Annotated in this window: 22 protein-coding genes; 16 read left to right on the forward strand and 6 right to left on the reverse strand. The window is 54.0% G+C overall.

Annotated features, from left to right (window positions below; translation table 11 throughout):
* Window positions 1-99 precede the first annotated feature (99 nt).
* From HGO41_RS10260 to argD, 6 genes are all read left to right on the forward strand, one after another.
* The gene (locus HGO41_RS10260; protein ID WP_250981005.1) at window positions 100-1,623 is read left to right on the forward strand and encodes a helicase HerA-like C-terminal domain-containing protein; all 1,524 of its coding nucleotides are present in this window, start codon (window positions 100-102) and stop codon (window positions 1,621-1,623) included.
* Window positions 1,624-1,866: 243 nt separating this feature from the next.
* Complete coding sequence (locus HGO41_RS10265) at window positions 1,867-3,072, forward strand: aldose 1-epimerase family protein (RefSeq protein ID WP_013573628.1); 1,206 nt, start codon at window positions 1,867-1,869, stop codon at window positions 3,070-3,072.
* A gap of 97 nt (window positions 3,073-3,169) precedes the next feature.
* Complete coding sequence (locus HGO41_RS10270; RefSeq protein ID WP_013573629.1) at window positions 3,170-3,340, forward strand: YhfG family protein; 171 nt, start codon at window positions 3,170-3,172, stop codon at window positions 3,338-3,340.
* Window positions 3,330-3,932 carry a putative adenosine monophosphate-protein transferase Fic gene (locus HGO41_RS10275; RefSeq protein ID WP_014411515.1) on the forward strand — a complete coding sequence of 201 codons (603 nt, stop codon included), beginning with the start codon at window positions 3,330-3,332 and terminating at the stop codon, window positions 3,930-3,932. The genes HGO41_RS10270 and HGO41_RS10275 overlap by 11 nt, the downstream gene beginning before the upstream one ends.
* Before the next feature lie 76 nt (window positions 3,933-4,008).
* Window positions 4,009-4,584, forward strand: coding sequence for an aminodeoxychorismate synthase component II (locus HGO41_RS10280; RefSeq protein WP_013573631.1), 576 nt, complete (start codon window positions 4,009-4,011; stop codon window positions 4,582-4,584).
* Window positions 4,585-4,707: 123 nt separating this feature from the next.
* Window positions 4,708-5,925 (forward strand): bifunctional acetylornithine/succinyldiaminopimelate transaminase, encoded by a 1,218-nt coding sequence (gene argD, locus HGO41_RS10285; RefSeq protein WP_014411516.1) that lies wholly within the window; start codon window positions 4,708-4,710, stop codon window positions 5,923-5,925.
* Window positions 5,926-6,626: 701 nt separating this feature from the next.
* On the opposite strand, the gene HGO41_RS10290 is transcribed toward argD, so the two are convergent.
* Complete coding sequence (locus HGO41_RS10290; RefSeq protein WP_013573633.1) at window positions 6,627-8,702, reverse strand: YccS/YhfK family putative transporter; 2,076 nt, start codon at window positions 8,700-8,702, stop codon at window positions 6,627-6,629.
* A 61-nt stretch (window positions 8,703-8,763) separates the two neighbouring features.
* Window positions 8,764-9,396 (reverse strand): cAMP-activated global transcriptional regulator CRP, encoded by a 633-nt coding sequence (crp, locus tag HGO41_RS10295; protein ID WP_013573634.1) that lies wholly within the window; start codon window positions 9,394-9,396, stop codon window positions 8,764-8,766.
* Between the two features lie 362 nt (window positions 9,397-9,758).
* Between crp and HGO41_RS10300 the strand changes: the two genes are divergently transcribed.
* Window positions 9,759-10,166: an OsmC family protein gene (locus HGO41_RS10300; RefSeq protein ID WP_013573635.1), complete on the forward strand. Its 408-nt coding sequence runs from the start codon at window positions 9,759-9,761 to the stop codon at window positions 10,164-10,166.
* A 3-nt stretch (window positions 10,167-10,169) separates the two neighbouring features.
* Here HGO41_RS10300 and HGO41_RS10305 read toward each other — a convergent pair whose 3' ends face one another.
* Window positions 10,170-11,039 (reverse strand): phosphoribulokinase, encoded by an 870-nt coding sequence (locus tag HGO41_RS10305; protein ID WP_013573636.1) that lies wholly within the window; start codon window positions 11,037-11,039, stop codon window positions 10,170-10,172.
* A gap of 135 nt (window positions 11,040-11,174) precedes the next feature.
* Window positions 11,175-12,089 carry an HTH-type transcriptional activator AllS gene (gene allS / locus HGO41_RS10310; protein ID WP_013573637.1) on the reverse strand — a complete coding sequence of 305 codons (915 nt, stop codon included), beginning with the start codon at window positions 12,087-12,089 and terminating at the stop codon, window positions 11,175-11,177.
* A gap of 214 nt (window positions 12,090-12,303) precedes the next feature.
* Between allS and HGO41_RS10315 the strand changes: the two genes are divergently transcribed.
* From HGO41_RS10315 to HGO41_RS10355, 9 genes are all read left to right on the forward strand, one after another.
* Entirely contained in the window at window positions 12,304-12,810 is a 507-nt protein-coding gene (locus HGO41_RS10315; protein ID WP_037033635.1) for an ureidoglycolate lyase, read from the forward strand.
* 86 nt (window positions 12,811-12,896) lie between these two features.
* Window positions 12,897-13,706 (forward strand): HTH-type transcriptional repressor AllR, encoded by an 810-nt coding sequence (gene allR / locus HGO41_RS10320; protein ID WP_013573639.1) that lies wholly within the window; start codon window positions 12,897-12,899, stop codon window positions 13,704-13,706.
* Window positions 13,707-13,820: 114 nt separating this feature from the next.
* Window positions 13,821-15,602, forward strand: a complete 1,782-nt coding sequence (gene gcl, locus HGO41_RS10325) for a glyoxylate carboligase (protein ID WP_250981006.1) — start codon at window positions 13,821-13,823, stop codon at window positions 15,600-15,602.
* A gap of 15 nt (window positions 15,603-15,617) precedes the next feature.
* Window positions 15,618-16,394: a hydroxypyruvate isomerase gene (hyi, locus tag HGO41_RS10330; protein WP_013573641.1), complete on the forward strand. Its 777-nt coding sequence runs from the start codon at window positions 15,618-15,620 to the stop codon at window positions 16,392-16,394.
* Window positions 16,395-16,485: 91 nt separating this feature from the next.
* A complete protein-coding gene (gene glxR / locus HGO41_RS10335) occupies window positions 16,486-17,364 on the forward strand; it encodes a 2-hydroxy-3-oxopropionate reductase (RefSeq protein ID WP_013573642.1) in 879 nt (292 codons plus the stop codon).
* Between the two features lie 75 nt (window positions 17,365-17,439).
* Window positions 17,440-18,894, forward strand: a complete 1,455-nt coding sequence (locus HGO41_RS10340) for an allantoin transporter (RefSeq protein WP_250981007.1) — start codon at window positions 17,440-17,442, stop codon at window positions 18,892-18,894.
* Between the two features lie 82 nt (window positions 18,895-18,976).
* Window positions 18,977-20,338, forward strand: coding sequence for an allantoinase AllB (allB, locus tag HGO41_RS10345; RefSeq protein WP_250981008.1), 1,362 nt, complete (start codon window positions 18,977-18,979; stop codon window positions 20,336-20,338).
* A 62-nt stretch (window positions 20,339-20,400) separates the two neighbouring features.
* Entirely contained in the window at window positions 20,401-21,687 is a 1,287-nt protein-coding gene (locus tag HGO41_RS10350) for a uracil/xanthine transporter (RefSeq protein ID WP_250981009.1), read from the forward strand.
* Between the two features lie 24 nt (window positions 21,688-21,711).
* Window positions 21,712-22,857 carry a glycerate kinase gene (locus tag HGO41_RS10355; protein WP_250981010.1) on the forward strand — a complete coding sequence of 382 codons (1,146 nt, stop codon included), beginning with the start codon at window positions 21,712-21,714 and terminating at the stop codon, window positions 22,855-22,857.
* Window positions 22,858-22,924: 67 nt separating this feature from the next.
* Here the strand turns inward: HGO41_RS10355 and allE are convergent, their stop codons facing one another.
* Window positions 22,925-23,716: a (S)-ureidoglycine aminohydrolase gene (allE, locus tag HGO41_RS10360; RefSeq protein WP_119261131.1), complete on the reverse strand. Its 792-nt coding sequence runs from the start codon at window positions 23,714-23,716 to the stop codon at window positions 22,925-22,927.
* Window positions 23,717-23,738: 22 nt separating this feature from the next.
* Window positions 23,739-24,965: an allantoate deiminase gene (gene allC, locus HGO41_RS10365; RefSeq protein ID WP_250981011.1), complete on the reverse strand. Its 1,227-nt coding sequence runs from the start codon at window positions 24,963-24,965 to the stop codon at window positions 23,739-23,741.
* Window positions 24,966-24,982: the final 17 nt, after the last annotated feature.

A 24,982-nucleotide genomic window follows, 5' to 3' on the forward strand; every position in this document is an offset into this window, starting at 1 on the left:
GGTTCCGGGGGCTTTTTATTGCCTATTTATTGACGCCCCTTTGATGAGACTTATAGTTTTATAGAAAGCTCCCCGCCTGCCACTTTCAAGGACAATGAAATGAGTGAAGCCCGTCTGATTGCCAAAGCCATGAATGAAGGTAAACCGGTACAGGATCTGGTGATCCTTCCTGCGCTGGCGAACCGACATGGACTGATTACCGGCGCGACCGGTACCGGTAAAACCGTCACGCTGCAACGAATGGCCGAGCAGTTTTCCCGTATCGGTATTCCGGTTTTTCTGGCCGATGTGAAAGGGGATTTATCCGGTATTGGTGCTGAAGGTGTGGCGTCGGAAAAACTCGCCGCGCGGTTGAATGATATTGGCGTGACGGACTGGCAGCCGCAGGCATGCAGCATTATCCCGTGGGATATCTTTGGTGAAAAAGGCCATCCGATCCGCGCGACGATTTCTGACCTCGGGCCGCTGCTGCTGGCGCGATTGCTCGATCTTAATGACGTGCAAAGCGGCGTGCTGCAACTGGTGTTTAAGATTGCCGACGACAACGGCTTGTTGCTGCTCGATATGAAAGATTTGCGTGCCATGGTGCAGTTTACCGGTGATAACGCTAAACAGTTCCAGACGCAGTACGGCAATATTTCTTCCGCTTCCATCGGCGCCATTCAGCGAGGCTTGCTGACGCTGGAAGGTCAGGGCGCAAATCAGTTCTTCGGTGAGCCGATGCTGGATATTAATGACCTGATGAAAACCGACAAGAAAGGCCACGGTATTATCAACCTGCTGGCCGCGGATAAGCTGATTAATCAGCCTAAACTCTACTCCGTTTTCCTGCTGTGGCTGCTGGCTGAACTTTTTGAGCATCTGCCGGAAGTCGGTGACCCTGAGCAGCCCAAACTGGTGTTCTTCTTTGACGAAGCTCATCTGCTGTTCAATGACGCCCCGCAGGCGCTGCTGACAAAAATTGAACAGGTCGTGCGGCTGATCCGCTCCAAAGGCGTGGGTATTTACTTCGTGACGCAAAACCCGCTGGATATTCCTGACAGCGTGCTCGGGCAGCTCGGTAACCGCGTACAGCATGCCTTACGCGCCTTTACGCTGCGTGACCAGAAAGCGGTCAAAGCGGCGGCGCAAACACTGCGCGCGAATCCGGCTTTCGACGCTGAAACGGCGATCACTGAACTGGGCGTTGGCGAGGCGCTGGTGTCATTTCTGGATGAAAAGGGGCGTCCTGAAATCGTTGAGCGGGCGATGGTGATAGCGCCGGAATCGAAAATGGGCATGACTGGCGACGACGAACGTAACAAAGCGATCAACCAGTCGCCTCTGTATGGTCGCTATGAAGACAGCATAGACCGTGAATCGGCCTACGAAAAAATCACCGCACAAGGTTTCGGCACGATCAACACGCCGCAATCCACAGGCCCGGCCAAACCGGCGGCGCAAACCCCTTCCGGCGGTGGGCTGATGGGGGGACTGAATGAAATATTGTTCGGCAGCACCGGACCACGGGGGGGGAAACGTGACGGTGTGGTACAGGTTGCGGCAAAAAGCATGGCGCGTGATTTAGGTCGTCAGATCCTGCGTGGGGTTCTCGGTTCCATTATGGGAGGCCGTAAAAAGTAACATCCTTCTGCTAACGCGTATAAGCTGAAACGCATCAGCTTATGCGCGTCTCTTCCTGCCTGAGATCTCAGTTTCATTTGCAATTTCTCTCTGAAATTACGATTTTTTGCGAGGTCTGGCACGTTACTGCCTGTCATTTAGCATAAAAACCGCTCAACTTGAAGGCTGTCACGTTTTTCGCCTGCCGGACTTTGTAGGCTGAATTGCTTTTGGGCTAAATCAATTCAGCAAAAAGGGGTTATTGTGAAAAAATTACTCGTTACCGGGATCGTTCTGGGGCTTTTTTCGTGGCAGGCCACTGCACAAACCATCGTGCTGACGGATGCTGAAGCCGGTACAGAACTGGGAAACTGGAAGACCGACAACAAAAAGCTGAACATCGCGGGCGCGGATTTCAGCATCGAACAAAAAGTGCTTCACGGTGGCAAACAGGAAGGGTCAAAAGTCATCACTATTACCAGCAAAGGGCTGACGATTGCGCTGAGCCCGACGCGCGGGATGGATTTACTGCACGTGACCGGCGATAACATCCGCTTAGGTTGGGATTCTCCGGTTCAGGAGGTGGTGAATCCGGCCTATATCAACCTTGAAAGCCGTAACGGTGTGGGCTGGCTGGAAGGTTTCAACGAAATGATGGTGCGTTGCGGCTTTGAATGGACCGGACATCCTGTTACTGCTGACGGCATGATTTACACGCTGCACGGTCGGGCGGGCAATACACCAGCCTCGAAAGTGGTGGTTGATATTGCCGATAAAGCCCCTTATGAAATCACGGTGCGCGGCTTGCTGAAAGAAGACACCTTTAAGAAAGCCAAGCTGGAAACCTGGACTGAGCTGCGTTACGTGCCGGGTAGTCATTCGTGGACCATCCACGACACCCTGACTAACCAGTCGGATTATCCGCACGACTACCAGATTATTTATCACAGTAATTTCGGTCAGCCGATCCTTGAGCAGGGCGCCCGTTTCATTGCGCCGCTGAAATCAATTTCTCCGTTCAATGATTACGCCAAAAAAGGTTTAGCAGACTGGCAGACTTACGCCGGGCCAACCAAAGGCTTCGACGAGATGGTCTTTAACATGGTTCCGCTGGCGGATGCACAGGGTAAAACCATTGCTGGCGTAGTGAACAAAGCGGGCAACAAAGGAGCATCGATTGAATTCGATACCCATCAGTTGCCGCTGCTGACGCTGTGGAAAAACACCGACACTCTGAAGCAGGGTTACGTTACGGGTATTGAACCGGGCACCAACTATGCGTATCCGGTCACTATCGAACGTAAACAAGGCCGCGTGAAACAACTGCAACCCGGCCAGAGCACGGTGTTTGAACTGAAATATTCACTTCTGCCGGATGCGCAGGCGGTGAAACAGCTTGAGGATCGCGTGAAAACGCTTCAGGCAGATCATAAAACAGACGTGAACGAGACCCCTATCGCTGTTGAATAATCCGAGTTTAGGGCGCTGAAGCTGGCGCCCTTTTTTCTCTGTCTATACTTAACTCCACAAGGTATGTGCCCGAATGGCTGTACCCAGGGAGGAAATAATGGCGAAGAAACTGACACTCAGGCAGCAGGAAAAACTTTTTCGCGAACGTCAGCGGCAGAACTTTCAGGCCAGTAGCGCGCTGGATGGTTTGCAGGTTGAGGTTATCACGTTAGACAACGAACAAATTTCACAACGCCTCACCGAACTGAGGAAGCACTATGAACGATAAACTCGTGCCCGGTGCCGACCCTTACTATTATACCGGCATCAATGTGCTGAAAAACCGGCTGGAAATCCGTGAAGAACATCGTCTGTTGCAGGCCGAACTCGCATTTACTGCCCTGCGCGCGTCAGCGATGCCGCTTGGGCCTGCGGTGATGGGACTGCCGCATCTGTGTGCGGTGCATCTGTCTTTGTTCCAGGATATTTACGCCTGGGCAGGCGAGTTCCGTGAAATCGATATCTACAAGGATGACACTCAGTTTTGCCATTTCGAATACATCGAAAAAGAGGGCAACGCGCTGATGCAGGAGCTTGAAGAAGAAGCGTTTCTGGTCGGGTTACCCCTGGATAATCTCGCTGAGCGTCTGGCTCACTATTACACCGGCCTGAATCTGCTGCATCCGTTCCGCGAAGGTAACGGACGTGCGCTGCGGATCTTCATCGAGCAACTGGTCATTCATGCTGGCTACGATATTGACTGGTCCAAAGTGGATCGTGAGCGCTGGCTGGCGGCCAATAAAACGGCGGTGTTTGGTGATGAATCCGAGCTGGTGGCAATTTTTAATACTGTTGTCAGTGAAATCCCGGAAGAACATTGATCGACAAAATACTGAGCCTGAGCTGAAAAATGCGTAGAATTGCCCGGTAAATTTTCCGACTTTTACCGGGTACACTATGCTGCTGCTGATCGACAACTACGATTCCTTCACCTACAACCTCTATCAATATTTTTGCGAGCTAGGTGCAGAGGTGAAAGTGATGCGTAATGATCAGCTGACGCTCACCGACATTGAACAGCTTTCCCCCTCACATCTGGTGATTTCTCCCGGTCCGTGTACGCCTGATCAGGCTGGCATTTCCCTGCAAGCGATTGCCCATTTCTCCGACCGTTTACCGATACTTGGCGTGTGCCTCGGGCATCAGGCGATGGCGCAGGCGTTCGGCGCGAGCATCGTCCGCGCCCGGCAGGCCATTCACGGTAAAACATCCCCTGTCCGCCATACCGGCAGGAGTGTCTTTACCGGGCTGAATAATCCGCTGACCGTGACGCGCTACCATTCGCTGGTGGTCGCGCCACAGACGCTGCCCGATTGTTTCGAGGTTACTGCATGGACAGAACGGGATGGTGGTCGTGACGACATTATGGGCATCATGCACAAAACCTTGCCGCTGCATGGCGTTCAGTTCCATCCTGAAAGCATTTTGAGCGAGCAGGGGCATCAGCTTTTGGATAATTTCCTTAAAATCTAATCAGTTAATATTGCTGAAAAAATTACTTGCCCATCAGATGCGATTTCTGTTTGCCTGTATGTGATTTTTTATGCATATTTTGTGATTATATTTTCATATCAATGGTCGTGAGGGAGAAGGGTAATGGCGGAAAAATCATCGGTAGATCGGGGCACATTCGATAAAGTTATTTTGCCGGTTTATTCACCTGCGAAATTCATTCCCGTGAAAGGTAAAGGCAGTCGCGTGTGGGATCAGCAAGGGAACGAGTATGTTGATTTCGCCGGGGGTATCGCTGTGACGGCGCTTGGACATTGCCATCCGGCACTGGTGAAAGCGTTGCACGAGCAGGGCGAAACCCTGTGGCATGTCAGTAACGTATTTACCAATGAACCCGCCCTTCGACTGGCGCAGAAGCTGATCGACGCCACCTTTGCCGACCGCGTATTCTTCGCCAACTCCGGCGCTGAAGCCAACGAAGCGGCCTTTAAACTGGCGCGCTATTACGCCTCGCACCGTCACAGCCCGTACAAAAGTAAGATCATCGCTTTCCATAATGCCTTCCACGGTCGCACGCTGTTCACGGTTTCCGTGGGTGGCCAGCCGAAATACTCCGACGGCTTCGGCCCGAAACCCGCTGATATTGTGCACGTGCCGTTCAACGATCTGGATGCCGTAAAAGCGGTGATCGACGACCACACCTGCGCCATTGTTGTCGAGCCTGTGCAAGGAGAGGGCGGTGTCACGCCTGCGACCAAAGCGTTTCTGCAAGGTCTGCGCGAGCTTTGTGACAAACATCAGGCGCTGCTGGTGCTGGATGAAGTTCAAAGCGGCATGGGGCGCAGCGGCAAGTTATTCAGCTACATGCATTACGGCGTGACGCCGGACATCCTGACCACTGCCAAAGCGCTCGGCGGCGGTTTCCCGGTTTCCGCCATGCTGGCAACCGAAGACGTGGCCTCGGTGATGGAACCGGGCAAACATGGCACCACCTACGGCGGTAACCCGCTGGCCTGCGCCGTCGCTGAAGCCGCGCTGGATATCATCAATACGCCAGACGTGCTGGCCGGGATCAACGAGCGCCGCGAGAAATTCATCAGCGCGCTGGAGGCCATCAACCAGAAATATCACATCTTCAGCGAGTTCCGCGGTCAGGGGTTGCTGATCGGCGCCGAGCTTTCTGATGCGTATAAAAACCGCGCCGGAGAATTCCATGCCGTTGCAGCAGAATTCGGGTTGATGATGCTGGTCGCCGGACCAAACGTGATGCGGTTTGCGCCATCGCTTGTTATCGACTTCGCGGATATTGAAGAGGGGATGGAAAGGTTTGAGAAAGCAGTGGGGAAAGTTTGTGGGGGGTGAGCCCCACGCCTCCGTCTTTAAACGCTTGATCGAGACAATTTCGGTTTCTCACTAACATTTATCACATGGCCTCTCGCGCCGAAACCGACCAAGAGGGAAAAGTGCTTTTTCCCTCTTGGATCTCCCTTCGCTTTTTCACTGCGCGCTGTCGCGGGCACGGCGGACATGTTCTGGCGCATTAGTGTGTGGCGCAAAATGTCATCGCTGCGCGATTCCCGAATTTCAGGCTTCGAGCCATAGGTCTCGAACCGTTCATTCGGTGCCATTTTTGAGCACGCCAATCGACATTTCTAAAAGATAAAACCCTTCTGCTTTTGAATTTAGAATCCTGCGGGCGAATCAGAAATCTTGCTGAACGGAGCGGCTTCGAGACCAGTGGCTCGAAGACCGGGAGAAGGAACCGCAACGCGGCAAGATTTCAAGCCTGTCACCGCGGTTGCTGAAACATAGCCAGCAAGCGGAGCGCGTGTTGAAAAAGCGAGGAGGAATCCAAAGGAGGAAAAGCACTTTCCTCCTTTGGTCGGTTTCGGCGCGGTGAGTTAAGCGAGCTCGGCAATTGAGAAACCGAAACTTTCTCAATCCATTTTAAGCCGTCAGTGCGCGGTCCCCGCACTTGAGAAACCGAAATATTCTCCGATTAGCTTTAAAAAGCAGTCTGGCTGCAAGCCAGTAAAAAGGGGATTTGAAAGGGGTCTCCCCCTTCACGCCCGCCGCGTCAGCCAGATCCCATGATGCGGCCTCTGCTTCCACGCCAGTGACGAGATGGTATGCATCACGCTGAGATGTGAAATTACGCGCCGCAGATGGCGTTCCATTTCGGTCAGTGGCATATCCGGGTGAAGTTCCGGCGCATTAAACAGGTTGTTCTCGCTGCCCGGCCCGTCGTAGAGCAGTCGTTGCTGACAGCTTTGCAGCGCGATTTCGCAGGTCTGTAAATACTCCGTCGCCAGTTTTTCCGGCAGCATGTAATGCTCGCGGGCGAGGATCGTCATCGCGTTGATATGCTCAACCACAAACTGACTGTGCGTCACCCACAAACGCATATCCGCCAGATAATGTGAGTTAAAACCCGGCTCCTGCATCGCCTGATTTAGCGAAGTGAACAGCTTATTGTGCGCCTGATTGACCTGCATACGGGTGTACGCCAGTTTGGCGGTGTCGGGGCTTTCCTCGAGCAGCAGGCGGATAGCGTCCTGATAGATTTCCAGCGCCTGGTGTGCATTCTGGCGCAGCAAACCGCTTTGCCATTGTGGCCACAGCCAGATAGTGCCACCAAAGGCCAGCGCGCAGCCGATCAGGGTATCGACCAGTCGTGGTACCAGAAAATGCACGCCGTTCATCGCCAGCAATTGCAGGGTATACACTGCAGTCACCGTCATGCCGACCATCGCCAGTCCGTAGTTTTTGCGCAGAACGGTATAGGACAACAGGGTGATCAGCAGCATGCACAGCAGCGTGGTGCCTTCCGGCAGTTCCAGTTTGAGCAAGCCTGAGGCAATCAGCAATCCGGCCAGCGTACCGAGTGCACGGTGCTGGATCCTCACCCGCGTGGCGTTATAACCGTTCTGGCTGACCAACATGATAGTCAGCAAGATCCAGTAGGGTTTGGGCAAATTGAAGAACAGACCCAGACTGCTGCCAATCGCCAGAATAATGCCCAAACGTGCGGCATTACGCAGTGCCACGGATTTGAAGGAAAGATAGCTTTTCAGCGCGGGCCAGAAGGGCAAACGCGGCTGGGTGTTCATCAGGTCACGTTTGTACAACGGCCGCTGTGTGCGTAACAGACGGGCAATGCGGCTGAAATGGTAATAACAAAACTGACCTACCGGATTGTCCGGGTTGCGCGCGGCGATTTTCTCCAGCGCGGTCAGCTCATTGGCCATCGTAAAGCGCCCGGATAAACGGTGATAAAGAATATCGTCGGCAATCACCCGAAGACGGGTGGAAATCACCTGTGCATTTCGGCGGATAACCGCTTCGGCATGGCTTTCCTCCACCAGTTTCTGCACTTCTTCCGGCTGATGCAGGCTCACTGTAATGTGCTCCTGCAAATCGAGCGCTACCTGAAAACGCTGAAACAGCCGTTTATGGTGATGATGATGTCCGTGCTGGGGCAACATGTGTAATTGCTGATAAAGCAGGGCAATCAGGTCGATAACCTGCTGCTGGCGGGTTAGCAGTGGGGGTAACGCGGTTTCGGGATCGGTGTGTTGCGTCAGCAGGCTGTACTTGGCTTCGAAATAATCCGCGAGTTGAAGATAGAGCTGGCTGAGCGTTTCGCGCATCGGTTGTTCTTCCGAAATACGAAACCACGCCCAGTTAAACAATCCGTACCAGGCTGTGCCAGCGGCGAACAACACCGGGGCCTGCCACATCGGGCGCACGCCCACCATACTCAGCGTGAAGATAGTCGCCACCAGCGCACCGGGCAACAGGCGCGCATGCAGCGGGCTGATTTCACCGGTGACGCCGAGCAGTAACGCCAGCGACAGCATGATCAGCGGCAGCGGTATATGCCAGCTTTCGAGCATCAGTTGCAGCAGAAGGCTGCTCACGGCAAAGAGTGAACCGCCAACGAGCAGGCGTTTGAAAAAGCGTTTATGCGGGGTATCCAGACCGGCGATGTTACAACAGGCCGGGCAGAGGGAAAACAGCAGGCCCATTTGCAAATTGCCAAACAGCCAGCAAATGCCAACAGGTAAGCACAACACCAGCGTCTGGCGCAGCGCGTAGTTCACTTCAGGATGGTAAAACAGTCTTCGCCATAGCGTCATGGGTAAAGCTTAGCCCATAAAAAAGGCGCGACAGTGTTTTGCCGCGCCAATTTTTGAGGGATTAACGTGTGCCGTAAACGACAATCGTTTTACCGTGTGCGGAGATCAGGCTTTGATCTTCCAGCATTTTGAGAATGCGTCCGACTGTTTCACGTGAACAACCGACGATTTGGCCAATTTCCTGGCGGGTAATCTTGATTTGCATCCCGTCCGGATGGGTCATTGCATCAGGCTGTTTAGCCAGATTGAGCAAGGTTTGAGCGATACGACCGGTAACGTCAAGGAAGGCAAGGTTGCCGACTTTCTCTGACGTCACTTGCAGACGGTTGGCCATCTGCGCGGAGAGACGCATCAGAATATCCGGGTTAACCTGAATCAGCTGGCGGAATTTTTTATATGAAATTTCAGCCACTTCACAGGCAGTTTTAGCACGTACCCAGGCACTGCGTTCCTGACCTTCTTCGAAGAGTCCCAGCTCACCGATGAAGTCACCTTGGTTAAGGTAGGACAGTATCATTTCCTTGCCTTCTTCATCTTTAATCAGGACAGCAACTGACCCTTTCACGATGTAGTAAAGCGTTTCGGCTTTTTCACCCTGGTGAATCAGCGTACTTTTAGAAGGATACTTATGTATATGACAGTGAGACAGGAACCATTCAAGAGTCGGGTCTGTTTGTGGCTTGCCGAGAACCATTTGCTATTATCCTCTGTTGTTATCGCTGCCCAAAATCACAGGGCTCAGAGTTCCCTGTACGGCACTTCAAATCCAAAGCGCCCTTTCAGCATATAACTCTCCAGAAATGCTGCAAGCGGATGTCGGAGTGCAACAGCCTGTTTATTGCTGTCATCACCGTGGGTTCTGTACTTAAACCGCAAAAACCGTCACCGCAATTTACTGGAAAGTATGTTTCGGCTTTGTTTGTAGCACAGGTTTGAGATGCTGTCTTCTGTTGTCTCGCTTCAGCATGATGGCGATCGGGTTACGTTGCCAGATTTTAGGTGAAAGGGTACTCTGAGAGCAGATTTCGACAAGTTTATTCACCGGGAGAATAGTTCATGCATGCACGTGTCAAATGGGTTGAAGGACTGACATTTTTAGGTGAGTCTGCATCGGGTCATCAGATTTCAATGGATGGAAACGCGGGTGATAAAGCCCCAAGCCCGATGGAAATGTTACTGATGTCCGCAGGGGGGTGTAGTGCAATCGACGTGGTGTCAATTTTGCAAAAAGGTCGTAATGACGTGCGTGATTGTGAAGTGAAGCTGACCTCACAACGCCGCGAAGAAGCGCCGCGTCTGTTCACTCACATCAATCTGCATTTTATCGTCACCGGTAAGGATCTGACCGATAAGATTGTTGAACGCGCAGTCAGCCTGTCTGCCGAAAAATACTGTTCTGTGTCTCTGATGCTGGGGAAAGCGGCCACAATCACCCACAGCTTTGAAGTGATTGCAGCCGAATAAAGTTTACTCGATCTTCTTGCCTTCCATCAGGCGCTGCACCAGCGGCGCCATGATCAGCTCCATCGCCAGCCCCATTTTGCCGCCCGGCACCACCAGTGTTTTGATGTGCGAGATAAACGACCCTTGCAGCATGGCCAGCAGATACGGGAAATCGATGTCATCCAGTCCCTGAAAATGAATCACCACAAAGCTTTCATCCAGTGACGGAATGGCTTTGGCGGCAAACGGGTTCGAGGTGTCGATGGTGGGTACCCGCTGGAAATTGATGTGCGTGCGGGAAAACTGCGGGGTAATGTAATTGATATAGTCATCCATCGAACGCACGACGGAATCCATCACCGCTTCACGGGAATGCCCGCGCTCGCCGGTATCGCGCACCAGTTTCTGGATCCATTCGAGGTTGACGATAGGCACTACGCCGACCAGCAGGTCGACCTGCGCGGCAACGTCAATTTTGTCCGCCACCACACCACCGTGTAACCCTTCGTAAAACAAAATATCCGTCGGTTCCGGCAACGCCTGCCACGGCGTAAAGGTACCCGGCACCTGATTGTAGGGAACGGCTTCGTCATAAGTATGCAGATACTTACGTGAACGGCCAGTGCCTGTTTTACCGTATTCGATAAAGCTTTTTTCCAGCAAACCAAAGTCATTGGCTTCCGGCCCGAAGTAGCTGATATGACGTCCCAGATCGCGCGCCTTGCGTATTGCCGCATCCATTTCAGGACGGGTGAAATGATGAAAACTGTCGCCTTCCAGTTCCGCCGCACGCAAACCAAGCTGCTGAAATATTTTACGAAATGCCACGCTGGTGGTCGTGGTGCCTGCACCGCTCGAACCGGTCACGGCAATAACAGGATGTTTGGCTGACATAATGCGCTGTTCTCCATAAAGGTGATGCAGGCAGGCGAGACGCGGTCTTTTCTGTGGTCGAAGATCTGGCGTCAAGGCTGCGCATAATTAAGCCTATTGTTACCATATTTATTCGCGAAGCCAAAGAGGGCATCACTATTCTAAACCCGCCAGCAACGGTTGGATCAGCGGGTCTTTCTGGTGGAACAGAGAAACAATGTCATGCAGCGCCTTGCCTGTGTACTCCTTTTTCCACGCCAGACTGAGCGGGGAAGGGGCGCGCGGATAGCGGATTTGCCGGGCGATCAGCTCGCCGCTGTCGAGATATGGCTGGCACAGATGGCGCGGCAGAAAACCGATACCCATTCCCTTCAGGTGACAGGCCAGTTTAGTCGCCACATCTGCCACGATGATCTGCCGTTGCCCGGTCAGCAACCAGGCTACCCGCTTGTTCAGATGGCGCGAGGTGTCTTCCACATTGATGGCAATGTACTGACGCAACACCGCTTCTTCCAGCATGCCAGTGATGTGCTGCAGCGGATGAAAGGGTGCATGAACAAAAACCCAGTCCACCTCACCCAGCGGCAGCAGATTCACGGCGTTAGAAAGGGATTCGGTGCCGGTGACGCCAATCGCCAGCTGAAAATCTTCGTACAGCAGCGTATCCCATACCCCCATGTAAATCTGTCGTGTGAAAGTGAACTGCGTGAACGGGTAGCGCTGCGTCAGACAGCTTAATAACGCCGCCAGAGTTTCAGGGCAGTACATCAGATTGTTCACCACCACATTCAGCTGGCGCTCAATGCCGTCGTTAATCTGCTGCAGTTCTGCCGGTACACCCTCCAGCCAGGTTAGCCACTGGCGACATCGTTCAAGCAGATGCTGTCCGGCGGGCGTCAGCGACACCGTACGGGTCGTGCGGTTGAGCAATAACGTCCCGGCACTGTCTTCCAGCATCTTAATTCGATAGCTGATGGTCGCGGGCGTTTTATGCAGCATCTCTGCCGCGCGGGAAAAGCTGCCTGTTTGTGCGACGTGCATAAAGGTTTTAATCGACTCCTCATCCAGCATAGGTCACCCGAAGTAATGTTAATGCATTGAATGAAAAAGATTTTATAGATTTAACCGGATGAGAATTGTGGACTTCATCAATTTTATGGAATCTTTTTCCATATTTCGATTGAGCAAGTTGGAAAAAGTTTCTACAGTAATTGCATTGAGGATAAATCCGCCAATCTGGCGGGCTTATCTCACCGGTTTTATTTTAAATGCAGGGATGAATGCCATGGAACTTCCGGTTTACCCGCTGACCCAGGCGGCCTTCGCGGCTTACGGCGATGTGATTGAGACGACAGGTCGCGATTTTTTTCATATCAACGACGGCAAGGTTGAGCGGTACCACGATCTGACCAACGTGGAAATCCTCGGGCAGGATCGCCCGCTGGTCAGCATCAACCGCGCCCAGCCAGCACCGTTGCCCATTGTGGTGACGCAACTCGAAAAACACCCGCTCGGTTCACAGGCGTTTGTGCCGATGCAGGGCGAGCGCTTTATCGTGATTGTTGCGGCAGGGGGCGAGACGCCGGACATCTCCACGCTGAAAGCCTTTATCACCAACGGCCTGCAGGGCGTGAATTATCACCGGAATGTCTGGCACCATCCGCTGTTTGCGTTTGAGACGGTGACGAATTTTCTCACCGTCGATCGTGGCGGCGCAGACAACTGTGATATCAGTCAGTTACCTCAGGGCTATCAGCTTATTTTACCCGTTGCGGCGGGATTAAAGTCGTGACGCTATAAAGCATCTTGCATAAGATACAAGCATCTGAAAACAAGCGAAACGCGGGCGCTCAGCGCCTGATGCTGGAGAAATGTGAGATGGCCGAAGTAAAAAAACGGGGGCGTCCTAGCCAGCCTGGTTCTGGTTCGCAAAAGGGCGCTCAGGCCTTAGAACGCGGCATTGCGGTGTTGAATTATCTGGCGCAGTCCGGCGGCAGTTCTTCTGTCAGCAACATTGCAGAGAATTTGTCGCTGCCCCTTTCCACCACCTTTCGACTGCTGAAAGTGCTGGAAGAGGCCGATTTTGTTTATCAGGATGCGCAACTGAGCTGGTGGCACATCGGCTTACAGGCGTTTACGGTCGGATCGTCTTATATCCATAACCGGGATGTATTGTCAGTCGCCGCGCCTTATATGCAGCGCCTGATGTTGTTGTCGGGCGAAACGGCCAATCTGGCGATCCGCAACGGTTTCGAAGCGGTACTGATCGGCCAGCGGGAATGCCAGTCGATGGTGCGGATGTGCGCGCCGCTTGGCAGCCGTCTGCCACTGCATGCCTCCGGTGCCGGGAAAGCGTTGCTGTATTCGCTGGATGACGAGGCGCTGATGAGCCTGATGATGCAGGCGGGGTTGAAGAACTTTACGACGCACACGCTGGATAATCTGAATGCGTTGAAAAAGGATCTGCAACACGCGCGTCAGCAGGGTTTTGCACAGGACAGCGAAGAGCATGTGACAGGGCTGAACTGTCTGGCCTCGGCGATTTTTGACAGCAATAACAATGCGGTGGCGGCGATTTCGATCTCCGGCCCCAGCTCCCGCTTAACGACGGAGCGTTTTACCGATTTAGGCGAACTGGTGCGGGATACCGCGCGTGACATCAGTCTGGCCCTGGGCCAGCGGCACTAACCGGTTCGTCCTGCGATCCCCGCTCTGTCGTGAGCGGGATTTTTTTCAGTCAAATTAAAGTTGGAAACTTTTTCCGTTATTTTATGCAAAGCGGAATTACCTGAGGATTTAGCTATGGCTCGTATGACAGCTGCACAGGCAGCAATGTATGTGTTGGAAAAAGAAGGGATCACCACCGCGTTTGGTGTACCGGGCGCAGCGATTAACCCGTTTTATAACGCCATGCGCCTGCATGGAAAAATCCGTCATGTGTTAGCCCGTCATGTGGAAGGTGCATCGCATATGGCCGAAGGCTATACCCGGGCGAAAGCCGGGAACATCGGCGTGTGCCTGGGGACGTCTGGCCCGGCGGGTACCGACATGATCACCGCGCTGTATTCCGCCTCGGCGGATTCCATTCCGATCCTGTGCATTACCGGTCAGGCACCGCGCGCGCGTCTGCATAAAGAGGATTTTCAGGCGGTGGATATTCAGGCGATTGCCGGTCCGGTGAGCAAAATGGCGGTGACCGTGCTGGAACCTGCGCTGGTGCCGCGTGTCCTGCAACAGGCGTTCCATCTGATGCGCTCCGGTCGCCCCGGTCCGGTACTGGTCGATCTGCCGTATGACGTGCAGACCGCCGAAATCGAATTCGATCCGGAAACTTATGAATCGCTGCCCGCTTACAAGCCTGCCGCCACCGTCGCTCAGGCCGTCAAAGCGATGGAAATGCTCAACGCCTGTGAGCGTCCGCTGATTGTGGCCGGTGGCGGTGTGATTAACGCTGATGCCGCCGCGCTGTTGCAGCGCTTTGCTGAAATAACCCAAGTGCCGGTGATCCCGACGCTGATGGGCTGGGGCGTGATCCCGGACGATCACCGCCTGATGGCTGGCATGGTCGGATTGCAGACCGCGCACCGCTACGGTAACGCCTCACTGCTGGCGTCGGATCTGGTATTTGGCATCGGTAACCGTTTTGCCAACCGTCATACCGGCTCGGTAGAGAAATACACCGCAGGCCGCAAAATCATCCACGTTGATATCGAACCGACACAAATCGGCCGCGTACTTTGTCCTGATTTAGGCATTGTGTCTGACGCCGGTGAAGCCCTGAAACTGCTGATTGAAGTGGCAGAAGAACAGAAAAAAGCCGGCAAACTGCCATGTCGCGAAAGCTGGATCCAGGAATGTGAAGAACGCAAACGCACCATGCTGCGCAAAACCCACTTCAACGATGTGCCGGTCAAACCGCAGCGCGTCTATGAAGAAATGAGCAAAGCCTTTGGCCGCAACGTGAATTACGTGACCACCATCGGACTGTCGCAGATCGCGGCGGCGCAGATGCTGCACGTATTTGAACCGCGCCACTGGATCAACTGCGGTCAGGCGGGCCCGCTGGGCTGGACCATTCCTGCGGCACTCGGCGTTTGCATCGCGGCACCGGAACGTCAGGTGGTCGGGATTTCAGGCGATTACGATTTCCAGTTCATGATCGAAGAGCTGGCGGTCGGTGCGCAGTTCAACATTCCTTACATCCACGTCCTGGTGAACAACGCTTATCTCGGCCTGATCCGCCAGTCGCAGCGCGCCTTTGATATGGATTACTGCGTCCAACTGGCGTTCGAAAATATCAACTCTGAAGACGTGAAAGGTTACGGCGTCGATCACGTGAAAGTGGTGGAAGGGTTGGGATGTAAAGCGATACGCGTCTTCAAGCCGGAAGATATCGCCCCGGCGTTTACAGAAGCTAAACGTCTGATGAAAAAACATCAGGTGCCGGTGGTGGTGGAAATCATGCTGGAACGCGTCACCAATATTTCCATGGGCGGCGAAATTGACAGCGTGAATGAGTTTGAGCCGGTTGCCGATAATGCGGATGACGCACCGACGCACGTCAGCTTCATGAAATATGAATAAGCCAGGAGGCTGAAAATGCTCAAGTTCTCTGCGAATTTATCCATGCTGTTTCTGGAGGTAGATTTCCTTCAGCGCTTTAAAGCGGCGGCTGACAGCGGGTTTACGGCGGTGGAGTTTATGTTCCCTTACGACTATCCGGCTGACACCCTGAAGGCGTTGCTGGCGCAAAATAAGCTGCAACATACGCTGCACAATCTGCCCGCGGGCGACTGGGCGGCGGGCGAGCGCGGTATTGCCTGCCTGCCGGGGCGTGAAGCGGAGTTTCGCGAAGGCGTGGCACAGGCCATCGCTTACGCCAAAGCACTCGGCAACCGCAAAATTAACTGTCTGATTGGCAAAACTCCGGCGGGTTCTGATGCCGTCAGCGTGACGCCTTTGGTGGTGGAAAATCTGCGCTATGCCGCACAGGCGCTGGCGAAAGAGGGGCTGATGCTGCTGATTGAGCCGATCAATCACTTTGATATGCCGGGATTTTATCTGACCGGTACGCAACAGGCGCTGGATCTCATTGAACGCGTCGGCTGTGACAACCTGTTTATCCAGTACGACATTTACCATATGCAGCGGATGGAAGGGGAACTGGCGAATACCCTGATCCGCCATGCGGACAAAATCGGTCATTTGCAGGTGGCGGATAACCCGAACCGTAATGAACCGGGTACCGGTGAAATTAATTACGACTTTATTTTCGACCTGATTAAAAACTCGGATTACGACGGCTGGGTCGGTTGTGAATATAAGCCGCGGGCGCGCACGGAAGAAGGATTAGGCTGGCTTAACGCCTACCGCTAATCGTTATAAAACGCGAGAAACAGACATTATTCACCCTCGCGGTGAGGGATTTCTGTACGCCAAATTTCAGTCACATTGAAAGGGAATTAGCATGAAAATTGGATTTATCGGCTTAGGAATTATGGGCGCACCGATGGCGCAACATCTGGTGGATGCCGGGCACAGTCTGCATTTCTCCACACTCGGCAACGTGCCTGCTTCACTGACCGATGCCGGTGCCAAAGCCTGTGCGACACCGGCAGAAGTCACCGTTCACGCCGACGTCATTATTATCATGGTGCCGGATACGCCAGACGTGGCAACGGTGCTGTTTGGTGACAATGGCTGCGCCAGCGTGCCGCTGAAAGGCAAAACCATTGTCGATATGAGTTCCATCTCACCGATTGAAACCAAAACGTTTGCGCAGCGTGTGCAGCAACTGGGGGGTGAATATCTGGATGCGCCGGTTTCCGGCGGTGAAATTGGCGCGCAGCAGGGCACGCTGACCATCATGGTGGGCGGTAAGGAATCAGTCTTCAACGATATCAAACCGCTGTTTGAGCTGATGGGTAAGAACATCACGCTGGTGGGCGATTGCGGAGCCGGGCAAACCTGCAAAGTGGCGAACCAGATCATTGTGGCGCTGAATATTGAAGCTGTCTCGGAAGCGCTGCTGTTTGCTTCCCGCGCCGGTGCCGATCCTGCCCGTGTTCGTCAGGCTTTGATGGGCGGATTCGCCTCCTCGCGCATTCTGGAAGTGCACGGTGAGCGCATGATCAAGCGCACTTTTGCGCCGGGCTTTAAAGTCGCGCTGCACCAGAAAGATCTCAACCTGGCGCTGCAAAGTGCCAAAGCCTTATCAATCAGCCTGCCTAATACGGCGACCTGTCAGGAGTTATTCAATGTCTGTGCAGCAAACGGCGGATCGCAGTTAGATCATTCGTCATTAATTCAGTCGCTGGAAATGATGTCGAATCACAAAATCGGTTAATTAAGTAAGGCTGGCATCAATGTCAGCCTTTTTTAATCCACAAGCACGTCCCTAACGTATTATGAGGAATTAAGGATGAATGAATCAGAATGCACTCAGCAAGAACGTTATCGTGAAAGAGGATACAGCAACGATCTTCTGCCAAAATTAAAAGAAAAAAGAAACTGGAAAGGATTTAATTATTTTACGCTGTGGATGGGTTCGGTACACAACGTGCCGAATTATATTGCAGTCGGCGGATTTCTTATTCTCGGGTTGTCTACGTTTAGCGTGATGATGGCGATTATTATCAGCGCGCTGTTTATTGCGGCGGTGATGGTATTAAACGGGGCGGCAGGTTCGAAATACGGCGTACCTTTTGCGATGATCCTGCGCGGTTCTTACGGTATCCGCGGCGCATTATTTCCCGGCATTCTCAGAGGCTGTATCGCGGCGATTATGTGGTTCGGTTTGCAATGCTATGCCGGTTCACTGGCCTTCCTGATCCTGATTGGCAAAATCTGGCCGGAGTTCCTGACCCTCGGCGGTGATTTCAATCTGCTGAGTATTTCCATGCCGGGGCTGATCGCCTTTATGATTTTCTGGGCAATCAACGTGATGATCGGTTTTGGCGGCGGCGGGGTGCTGAATAAATTCACCGCCATCCTTAATCCGTGCATTTATGTTGTTTTCGGCGGCATGGCGGTCTGGGCTATCTCGCTGGCCGGGCTGGAAAATATCCTTAACTATGTGCCCGCCAATGCCGAGCAATCGGGTAATCCGCTGTTCCTGTTTCTGGTGGTGATCAATGCCGTGGTCGCGGTGTGGGCGGCACCGGCGGTGAGTGCTTCGGATTTCACTCAGAATGCCAGCAGCTTTAAACAGCAGGCGTGGGGACAAACGCTGGGTCTTATCGTGGCGTACGTGCTGTTTGCCGTTGCCAGCGTCTGTATTCTGGCTGGGGCAAGCATTCACTACGGCGTTGATACCTGGAACGTGCTGGATATCGTACAGAAATGGGACAGCCTGTTCGCCTCGGTGTTTGCTGTGTTAGTGATCCTGATGACCACAATTTCGACCAACGCCACCGGTAACATTATCCCGGCCGGTTTCCAGATTGCCGCTATCGCACCGAAAAAGCTGACCTATAAAAAAGGTGTGCTGATTGCCAGCCTGATAAGCGTGGTGATTTGCCCGTGGAAACTGATGGAGAATCAGGAAAGTATTTATCTGTTCCTCGATATTATCGGCGGGATGTTAGGGCCGGTCATTGGCGTGATGATGGCGCACTATTTTATTGTGGTACGCAGTGAGCTGGATCTGGATACGCTGTATACCGCACCGGGGAATTATAACTATTACGATCGCGGATTTAATACCGTGGCATTCGCAGTGACATTAATTGCCGTCGCCCTTTCACTGGGCGGAAAGTTTATTCCTGTACTGGAACCTTTATCGCGGGTTTCCTGGTTTGTGGGTGTCATTGTGGCTTTCGTTTTGTATTCCGTTTTTATGAAAAGGGAACCGTCACTTCAGCCGCAAAATGTGTGAGCCGGTAAACCGGCATGAAATAAACGAATAATAAATCCAATAATAAAATCTTATCTCTGTACTTTCATAAGGAAATATAACCATGTCATATGATCTGATCATTAAAAAAGGCACTGTTGTTCTGGAAAGTGAAGCCGTGATTACGGATATCGCGGTGAAGAATGGCAAAATTGTCGCCATCGGCGATGACCTGACTGGCGCAGAAAAAATCCTCAGTGCCGAAGGGTTGATCGTTGCGCCGGGAATGGTGGATGCCCATACGCACATCTCCGAACCGGGTCGCAGCCACTGGGAAGGCTACGCCACCGGTACCCGGGCGGCGGCCAAAGGCGGGATCACCACCATGATCGAAATGCCGCTTAACCAGTTACCGGCCACGGTAGATCGCGCGTCCCTGCACATGAAATTCGATGCTGCCGAAGGCAAGCTGACCATCGATGCCGCGCAGTTTGGCGGGCTGGTGTCTTACAACCTTGACCGTTTGCATGAGCTGGATGAAGAAGGCGTGGTGGCCTACAAATGTTTCGTCGCTACCTGCGGCGACCGCAGCGTCAGTAACGATTTCCGTGACGTGAATGACTGGGAATATTTCAAAGGCCTGCAAATTCTGGCAAAACGCGATCAGTTAGTGGCGGTTCATGCGGAAAACGCGCTGATCTGCGACGAACTGGGCCGAGAAGCCAAAGACGCCGGACGGGTGACGGCACATGATTATGTTGCCTCACGCCCGGTCTTCACTGAAGTGGAAGCCATTCGCCGCGTGTTGTATCTGGCGAAAGTAGCGGACTGCCGTTTGCACGTCTGCCATATCTCCAGCCCGGAAGGTCTGGCGGAAGTGCTGCGCGCACGTCACGAAGGCCAGCGCGTGACCTGTGAATCCTGCCCGCATTACTTCGTACTGGATACCGCACAGTTTGAAGAGATCGGCACGCTGGCAAAATGTTCGCCACCTATCCGCGACAAGAAAAATCAGGACGGCATGTGGGAACACCTGCTGAAAGGTGACTTTGACTGCCTGGTCTCCGACCATTCACCGTGCCCGCCGGATATGAAAGCCGGCAACGTCATGCAGGCGTGGGGCGGTATCGCCGGACTGCAAAACTGCGTCGATGTGATATTCGACGAAGCCGTGCAGAAACGCGGTATGTCGTTGCCGATGTTCTCAAAGCTGATGTCTTCCAACGCGGCGGATATCTTCGGGCTGAAGCATAAAGGCCGTATCTCTATCGGCAAAGATGCCGACTTCGTGTTCATTAAACCGAACAGCAGCTATGTGCTGAAAGCGTCAGATCTGGAATATCGCCATAAAGTCAGTCCGTATGTTGGCCGCACCATCAATGCGCAGGTTGTGAAAACTATTCTGCGCGGCGAAACCATCTATGACATCAAAGACGGTTTCCAGGATAAGTGCATTGGTAAATTCGTACTGAAACACCAGCAGTAATCTCTGCATCTGCCCGCTGTGTAAACGGCGGGCTTTTTCTTTTTGAGGTCAGCCAGATTGTCATGATGTTATTTCCCAGAGCGCAAATCCTGCCGGGTATCCAGTGGTTCTTCTTCATTTTCTGCAACACGGTGGTTATCCCGCCGACGTTACAGTCTGCGTTTCAGCTTTCCGATGCGGCCACGCTGTGCCTGATGCAATACTCTTTTATCGCCACCGGGCTGGCGTGCGTGGCGCAGGCGGCGCTCGGCCACGGCCGTGCCATTATGGAAGGGCCGACCGGATTGTGGTGGGGCGTGATCCTCACCGTGACGCTGGCGGAAGCCGCGCAAGGGACGCCGCTGCCGGTGATCGGCGGCAGTCTGGCTGTGGGTATCGCACTTTCCGGTGTGATCACCGTGCTGATTGGCCTGAGCGGGCTTGGTCATCGTATCGCCGTGTTGTTTCGTCCGGCGGTGATGATGGTGTTTATGTTTTTACTCGGTGCCCAACTGCTGTCGCTGTTTATTAAAGGCATGCTGGGGCTCCCTTTTGGCGTGCCGCAGGGGCCGGTGGCTATTGATTTTCCGGCGTTCCTGCTGGCGCTCACCGTGGCGGCGCTGGTGGTCGGTATTGTGGTCTGGCTGCCGTCACCGTGGAATAAATATGGCCTGCTGGCTGGTACGTTGCTCGGTTGGGCGGCATATCGGATCATTTTCCCGCAGGCCGTCAGCCCGGGCACCGGCACAGACTGGCAGTGGTTTCCGCTGGGCGCGCCGCAGGAATTACGCGGTGGTATTATCCTGACCGCCACGATGACCGGGCTGCTGAATATTTCGAATACTTTTGGCGCGCTGCGCGGCACCCAGATTTTTTACCCGCAGCAGACCCCGCAATATCGCCGCAGTTTTGTGGTTTCCGGCCTGTTTACCCTGGGATCGGCTGTTCTGGGCATCGTGCCTTTTTCGCCGTTTGTCTCATCGATTGGCCTGCTGACGCAAACCAATGACAACCGCAAAGCACCGTTTATTCTCGGCGCGCTGGTGGTGGTTGCCATTGGTCTGTTTACGCCGCTGACGGCGTTTTTCGCCCGCATCCCGTTGAGCATCAGCAGCGCCGTGTTGCTGGTGTCTTATCTGCCTCTGCTCAGTTCGTCGCTGTCATTTCTGCCCCACATCAGGCTCAGCAGCCGCAATGTTTACCGTCTGGCGATCCCGCTGTTTGCCGGGATTTTCCTGATGGGGCTGCCTGCCGGATATGTGCAGCAGGTGCCGCTGTGGCTGCGTCCGCTGCTGAGTAATGGTTTGCTGACCGGCGTGATGCTGGCGATTGAGCTGGAAAATTTATTGCCCTGGGACCGGGTTCACTGAGTCCCCATTACCGAAGGATTGAAGATGAAAATTATTATTGCGCCCGATTCATTCAAGGAAAGTTTAAGTGCGGAATGTGCGGCGATGGCGATTGAAGACGGGTTTCGCGCTGTGTTCCCGGAACTCGAGGCTGTCCGTCTGCCGGTTGCTGACGGCGGCGAAGGCACGGTGGATGCGCTGATTGCCGCGACCGGCGGGCATCGCATTGATATTGAAGTGACAGACCCGCAGGGACATCGCGTGCGTGGTTTTTACGGCGTGAACGGCAAAGGTGATTGTGCGGTGATTGAAATGGCCGCCGCCAGCGGTCTGATGCTGGTGCCCGCCGGACAGCGTGACCCGCTCGCGGCCACCAGTTTCGGCACCGGTGAGTTAATCCGTCATGCACTGGACGGCGGTATCCGCCATATCATTTTAGGCATTGGTGGCAGCGCGACCGTTGATGGCGGCATTGGCATGGTACAGGCGCTCGGCGGTCGTTTTACCGATGCGCAGGGCATTGATCTGCCGTGGGGCGGCGCCGCGCTGGCGCAACTGGCGGCTATTGATCTGAGCGCACTGGATCCGCGTTTAGCGCAGTGCCGGATTGAAGTGGCGTGCGATGTGGAAAATCCGCTGACCGGCCCGTGCGGTGCGGCGGCAGTATTCGGCCCGCAAAAAGGCGCGTCGGCGCAAGATGTTCAGGTTCTGGACGCGGCGCTGGCCCATCTGGCGGCGGTTATTTTCCGCCATCTCGGGGTTAACGTGCTTGAGTGGCCAGGCGGCGGCGCGGCGGGCGGAATGGGTGTGGCGGCTCGGTTGTTCCTGCGTGGCAACATGCGTTCCGGTATCGACATTATTATGGATGCCATCGGGCTGGAAGAGGCGATGCAAGGTGCTACGCTGGTGATCACCGGCGAAGGGCGGCTGGATCAGCAGACCATTAACGGCAAAGCACCGGTCGGTGTGGCGCGGCTGGCACAACGCTACCATGTGCCGGTGATCGGGCTGGCGGGCATTCTGGGCGAAGGAGTGGAAGTCGTGCATCAGCACGGGCTGGATGCCGTATTCAGTATTCTCCCACGCCTCGCGCCACTGGAAACGGTGCTGGAGCAGGGGGAGGAAAACCTGCGCTACGCTGCGCAAAATCTTGCCCGAGTTTACCGGCTTGGCATGAAGGTCTCTTCCTGACGTTATCGGTTTCTCAAAACACAAAAACCGCCAGCGATGGCGGTTTTCTTATTACATTCACGAACCGTTAAAGTTCGACGTCGCGGTTACAGTCTTTCGAATAGATATAGCTCAGCGGCTCATCGCGCCCCACGGCATAACAGGCCTGCGGGCAGTACGCACCCATAAAGATATAGTCGTTTTTCTTCACCGGGATCCAGTGGTTATCCAGGTTATACATGCCTTCACCGCTAAGGATCAGCGCACCATGCTCCTGCACGTGCGTCTCCACATAGCCGTGGCAGGCACCTGGCGCAAACGTCAGAATATGAATGTTCATATCGAACCCCAGATCCGCAGGGAGTAAATCCTGCACAATCACATCCGACATGCCTTCGTAGTGGATTTTTTCCAGCTGATGCACGTTGTTGCTCACCACATGCGGCTGGAAACCACTGACTGGCGTATAGCGTTTTTTATAGAGGAATAAGCGGCTGTTCTGGCCGCCGTTGGCATTCACCAGCGTCATGCTCACGCCCGGCGGGCAGTAAAGATATCCGCCGCTTTCCAGCCGGTAATCCTGACCTTCGGCATTCGCAGTGATGTTACCGTCGATCACGTAGACGAAGGTTTCGATATGCGCGTCGCCGCCGAAGCCCGCCAGGTTTTTCCCCCCTTCCAGCATGTTGACCAGATAATCCACAAAGGTCGCGCCCAGTTTCGGCGTCGCCAGAATGGTGATTTCACAGCGCTCAAAACCGGGCAGGGTATTTTTGACCAGACCGTCGGGTTCAATCAGCGCATAATTCCCGCGTTTGATGATGGAACGGTTAGAAAGTAAATCATTGATATAGCCTGTGTTTTGGTTGATATAACCCATTGTAAACTCCCTTTAAGACAGATTAATAAGCCAGTTGATGCAGCATTTTCGCCAGCATTTCCACGCCCGCGGCCAGATCGGCAACAGCGGTGTTTTCTGCCGGGTTGTGGCTGATACCCGCAATGCTGGGAACGAACAGCAGGCAGGTCGGTACGCAGGCGGCGAAAATCTGCGCGTCGTGCCCGGCGCCGCTGTGCATCACGCGGTAACGGCTGTTTTGTTCACGGCACAGGGCGTCGAGTTGCGCCACCAGTTGTTTGTCCATGGGCACCGGCGCTTCATCCATCCATAAATCAATGTCGATGCCGATGCCGCGTTCCTGGCAAATCCGCCGCATGGTGGCTTCCAGTTCTGTGGTAAACGCCAGCAGCGCCTGCTGATCGGTGTGGCGGCAATCAATGCTGAACACGGTTTTACCCGGCACGACATTAACGGTACCCGGCACCGGCACCACTTTGCCGAAGGTCAGCACCAGCGGGTCGCCGTGTGCTTCGGCGCTTTCGGTGGCCGTCACGCAAATCTGACTGAATGCCTGAAGGGTATCTTTGCGGTAACTCATCGGCGTAGTGCCCGCGTGATTGGCGGTGCCGGTCAGGGTCACGGTATAGCGGCGCTGACCGACAATCGCATGCACCACGCCAAGTTGCTGCTGATTGCGTTCGAGCACGCTGCCCTGCTCGATATGCAGTTCGACAAAGGCTTTGATGTCGCGGCGGGCGGGCAACGGAGAACCGGGCAGCGTGAAACCGCATTGCTGCATCGCAGCGGTAAATTTCACGCCCTGCGCATCGGTGATGTTGCGCACATCGGCAGGATCGGCCTGTCCGACGATGTTTTTACTGCCCCAGAAAACATAGGGAAAACGGCTGCCTTCTTCTTCGGCCAGCGACACCACTTCCAGCGTGCGGCGCGGCGTGCCAAAGGTGTCTTTCAGATAGCGCATGGCGATAAAGGCGGCGAGCACACCGAACTGTCCGTCGAGATGGCCACCGCTGACCACCGTATCGATATGCGAGCCGGAGAGAATGACCTCGTCTTTGCGGTCACTGCCTTCGATGCGGCCATATAAATTGCCGACGGCGTCGAAACGGGTGGCAAACCCATTCTGCGTCATCCGCTGTTTTAACTGATTTTGCGTTTCCAGCCATTCGGGGGAATAAAGCAGGCGGGAAATACCGCCAGCCGGATCTGCGCCAAATACCGATAACCAGTCGAGCTGACTTTCTACGTGCTGATAAAAGGGCGACATAGCATATTCACCTTTAA

Origin of the sequence: Rahnella sp. CG8 (assembly GCF_023701875.1) — a bacterium.
GTDB classification, from domain to species: Bacteria; Pseudomonadota; Gammaproteobacteria; order Enterobacterales; family Enterobacteriaceae; genus Rahnella; species Rahnella aceris.

What these genes read in the sequence shown, in the direction of transcription:
- HGO41_RS10355 (WP_250981010.1), top strand. Translation starts at nt 21,712, where the DNA reads ATGAAAATTATTATTGCGCCCGATTCATTCAAGGAAAGTTTAAGTGCG.
- allR (WP_013573639.1), top strand. Translation starts at nt 12,897, where the DNA reads ATGGCCGAAGTAAAAAAACGGGGGCGTCCTAGCCAGCCTGGTTCTGGT.
- crp (WP_013573634.1), bottom strand. Translation starts at nt 9,396, where the DNA reads ATGGTTCTCGGCAAGCCACAAACAGACCCGACTCTTGAATGGTTCCTG.
- HGO41_RS10305 (WP_013573636.1), bottom strand. Translation starts at nt 11,039, where the DNA reads ATGTCAGCCAAACATCCTGTTATTGCCGTGACCGGTTCGAGCGGTGCA.
- HGO41_RS10300 (WP_013573635.1), top strand. Translation starts at nt 9,759, where the DNA reads ATGCATGCACGTGTCAAATGGGTTGAAGGACTGACATTTTTAGGTGAG.
- HGO41_RS10275 (WP_014411515.1), top strand. Translation starts at nt 3,330, where the DNA reads ATGAACGATAAACTCGTGCCCGGTGCCGACCCTTACTATTATACCGGC.
- allC (WP_250981011.1), bottom strand. Translation starts at nt 24,965, where the DNA reads ATGTCGCCCTTTTATCAGCACGTAGAAAGTCAGCTCGACTGGTTATCG.
- HGO41_RS10315 (WP_037033635.1), top strand. Translation starts at nt 12,304, where the DNA reads ATGGAACTTCCGGTTTACCCGCTGACCCAGGCGGCCTTCGCGGCTTAC.
- HGO41_RS10290 (WP_013573633.1), bottom strand. Translation starts at nt 8,702, where the DNA reads ATGACGCTATGGCGAAGACTGTTTTACCATCCTGAAGTGAACTACGCG.
- allB (WP_250981008.1), top strand. Translation starts at nt 18,977, where the DNA reads ATGTCATATGATCTGATCATTAAAAAAGGCACTGTTGTTCTGGAAAGT.
- hyi (WP_013573641.1), top strand. Translation starts at nt 15,618, where the DNA reads ATGCTCAAGTTCTCTGCGAATTTATCCATGCTGTTTCTGGAGGTAGAT.
- argD (WP_014411516.1), top strand. Translation starts at nt 4,708, where the DNA reads ATGGCGGAAAAATCATCGGTAGATCGGGGCACATTCGATAAAGTTATT.
- HGO41_RS10260 (WP_250981005.1), top strand. Translation starts at nt 100, where the DNA reads ATGAGTGAAGCCCGTCTGATTGCCAAAGCCATGAATGAAGGTAAACCG.
- HGO41_RS10340 (WP_250981007.1), top strand. Translation starts at nt 17,440, where the DNA reads ATGAATGAATCAGAATGCACTCAGCAAGAACGTTATCGTGAAAGAGGA.
- HGO41_RS10350 (WP_250981009.1), top strand. Translation starts at nt 20,401, where the DNA reads ATGATGTTATTTCCCAGAGCGCAAATCCTGCCGGGTATCCAGTGGTTC.
- HGO41_RS10270 (WP_013573629.1), top strand. Translation starts at nt 3,170, where the DNA reads ATGGCGAAGAAACTGACACTCAGGCAGCAGGAAAAACTTTTTCGCGAA.
- allE (WP_119261131.1), bottom strand. Translation starts at nt 23,716, where the DNA reads ATGGGTTATATCAACCAAAACACAGGCTATATCAATGATTTACTTTCT.
- allS (WP_013573637.1), bottom strand. Translation starts at nt 12,089, where the DNA reads ATGCTGGATGAGGAGTCGATTAAAACCTTTATGCACGTCGCACAAACA.
- gcl (WP_250981006.1), top strand. Translation starts at nt 13,821, where the DNA reads ATGGCTCGTATGACAGCTGCACAGGCAGCAATGTATGTGTTGGAAAAA.
- glxR (WP_013573642.1), top strand. Translation starts at nt 16,486, where the DNA reads ATGAAAATTGGATTTATCGGCTTAGGAATTATGGGCGCACCGATGGCG.
- HGO41_RS10280 (WP_013573631.1), top strand. Translation starts at nt 4,009, where the DNA reads ATGCTGCTGCTGATCGACAACTACGATTCCTTCACCTACAACCTCTAT.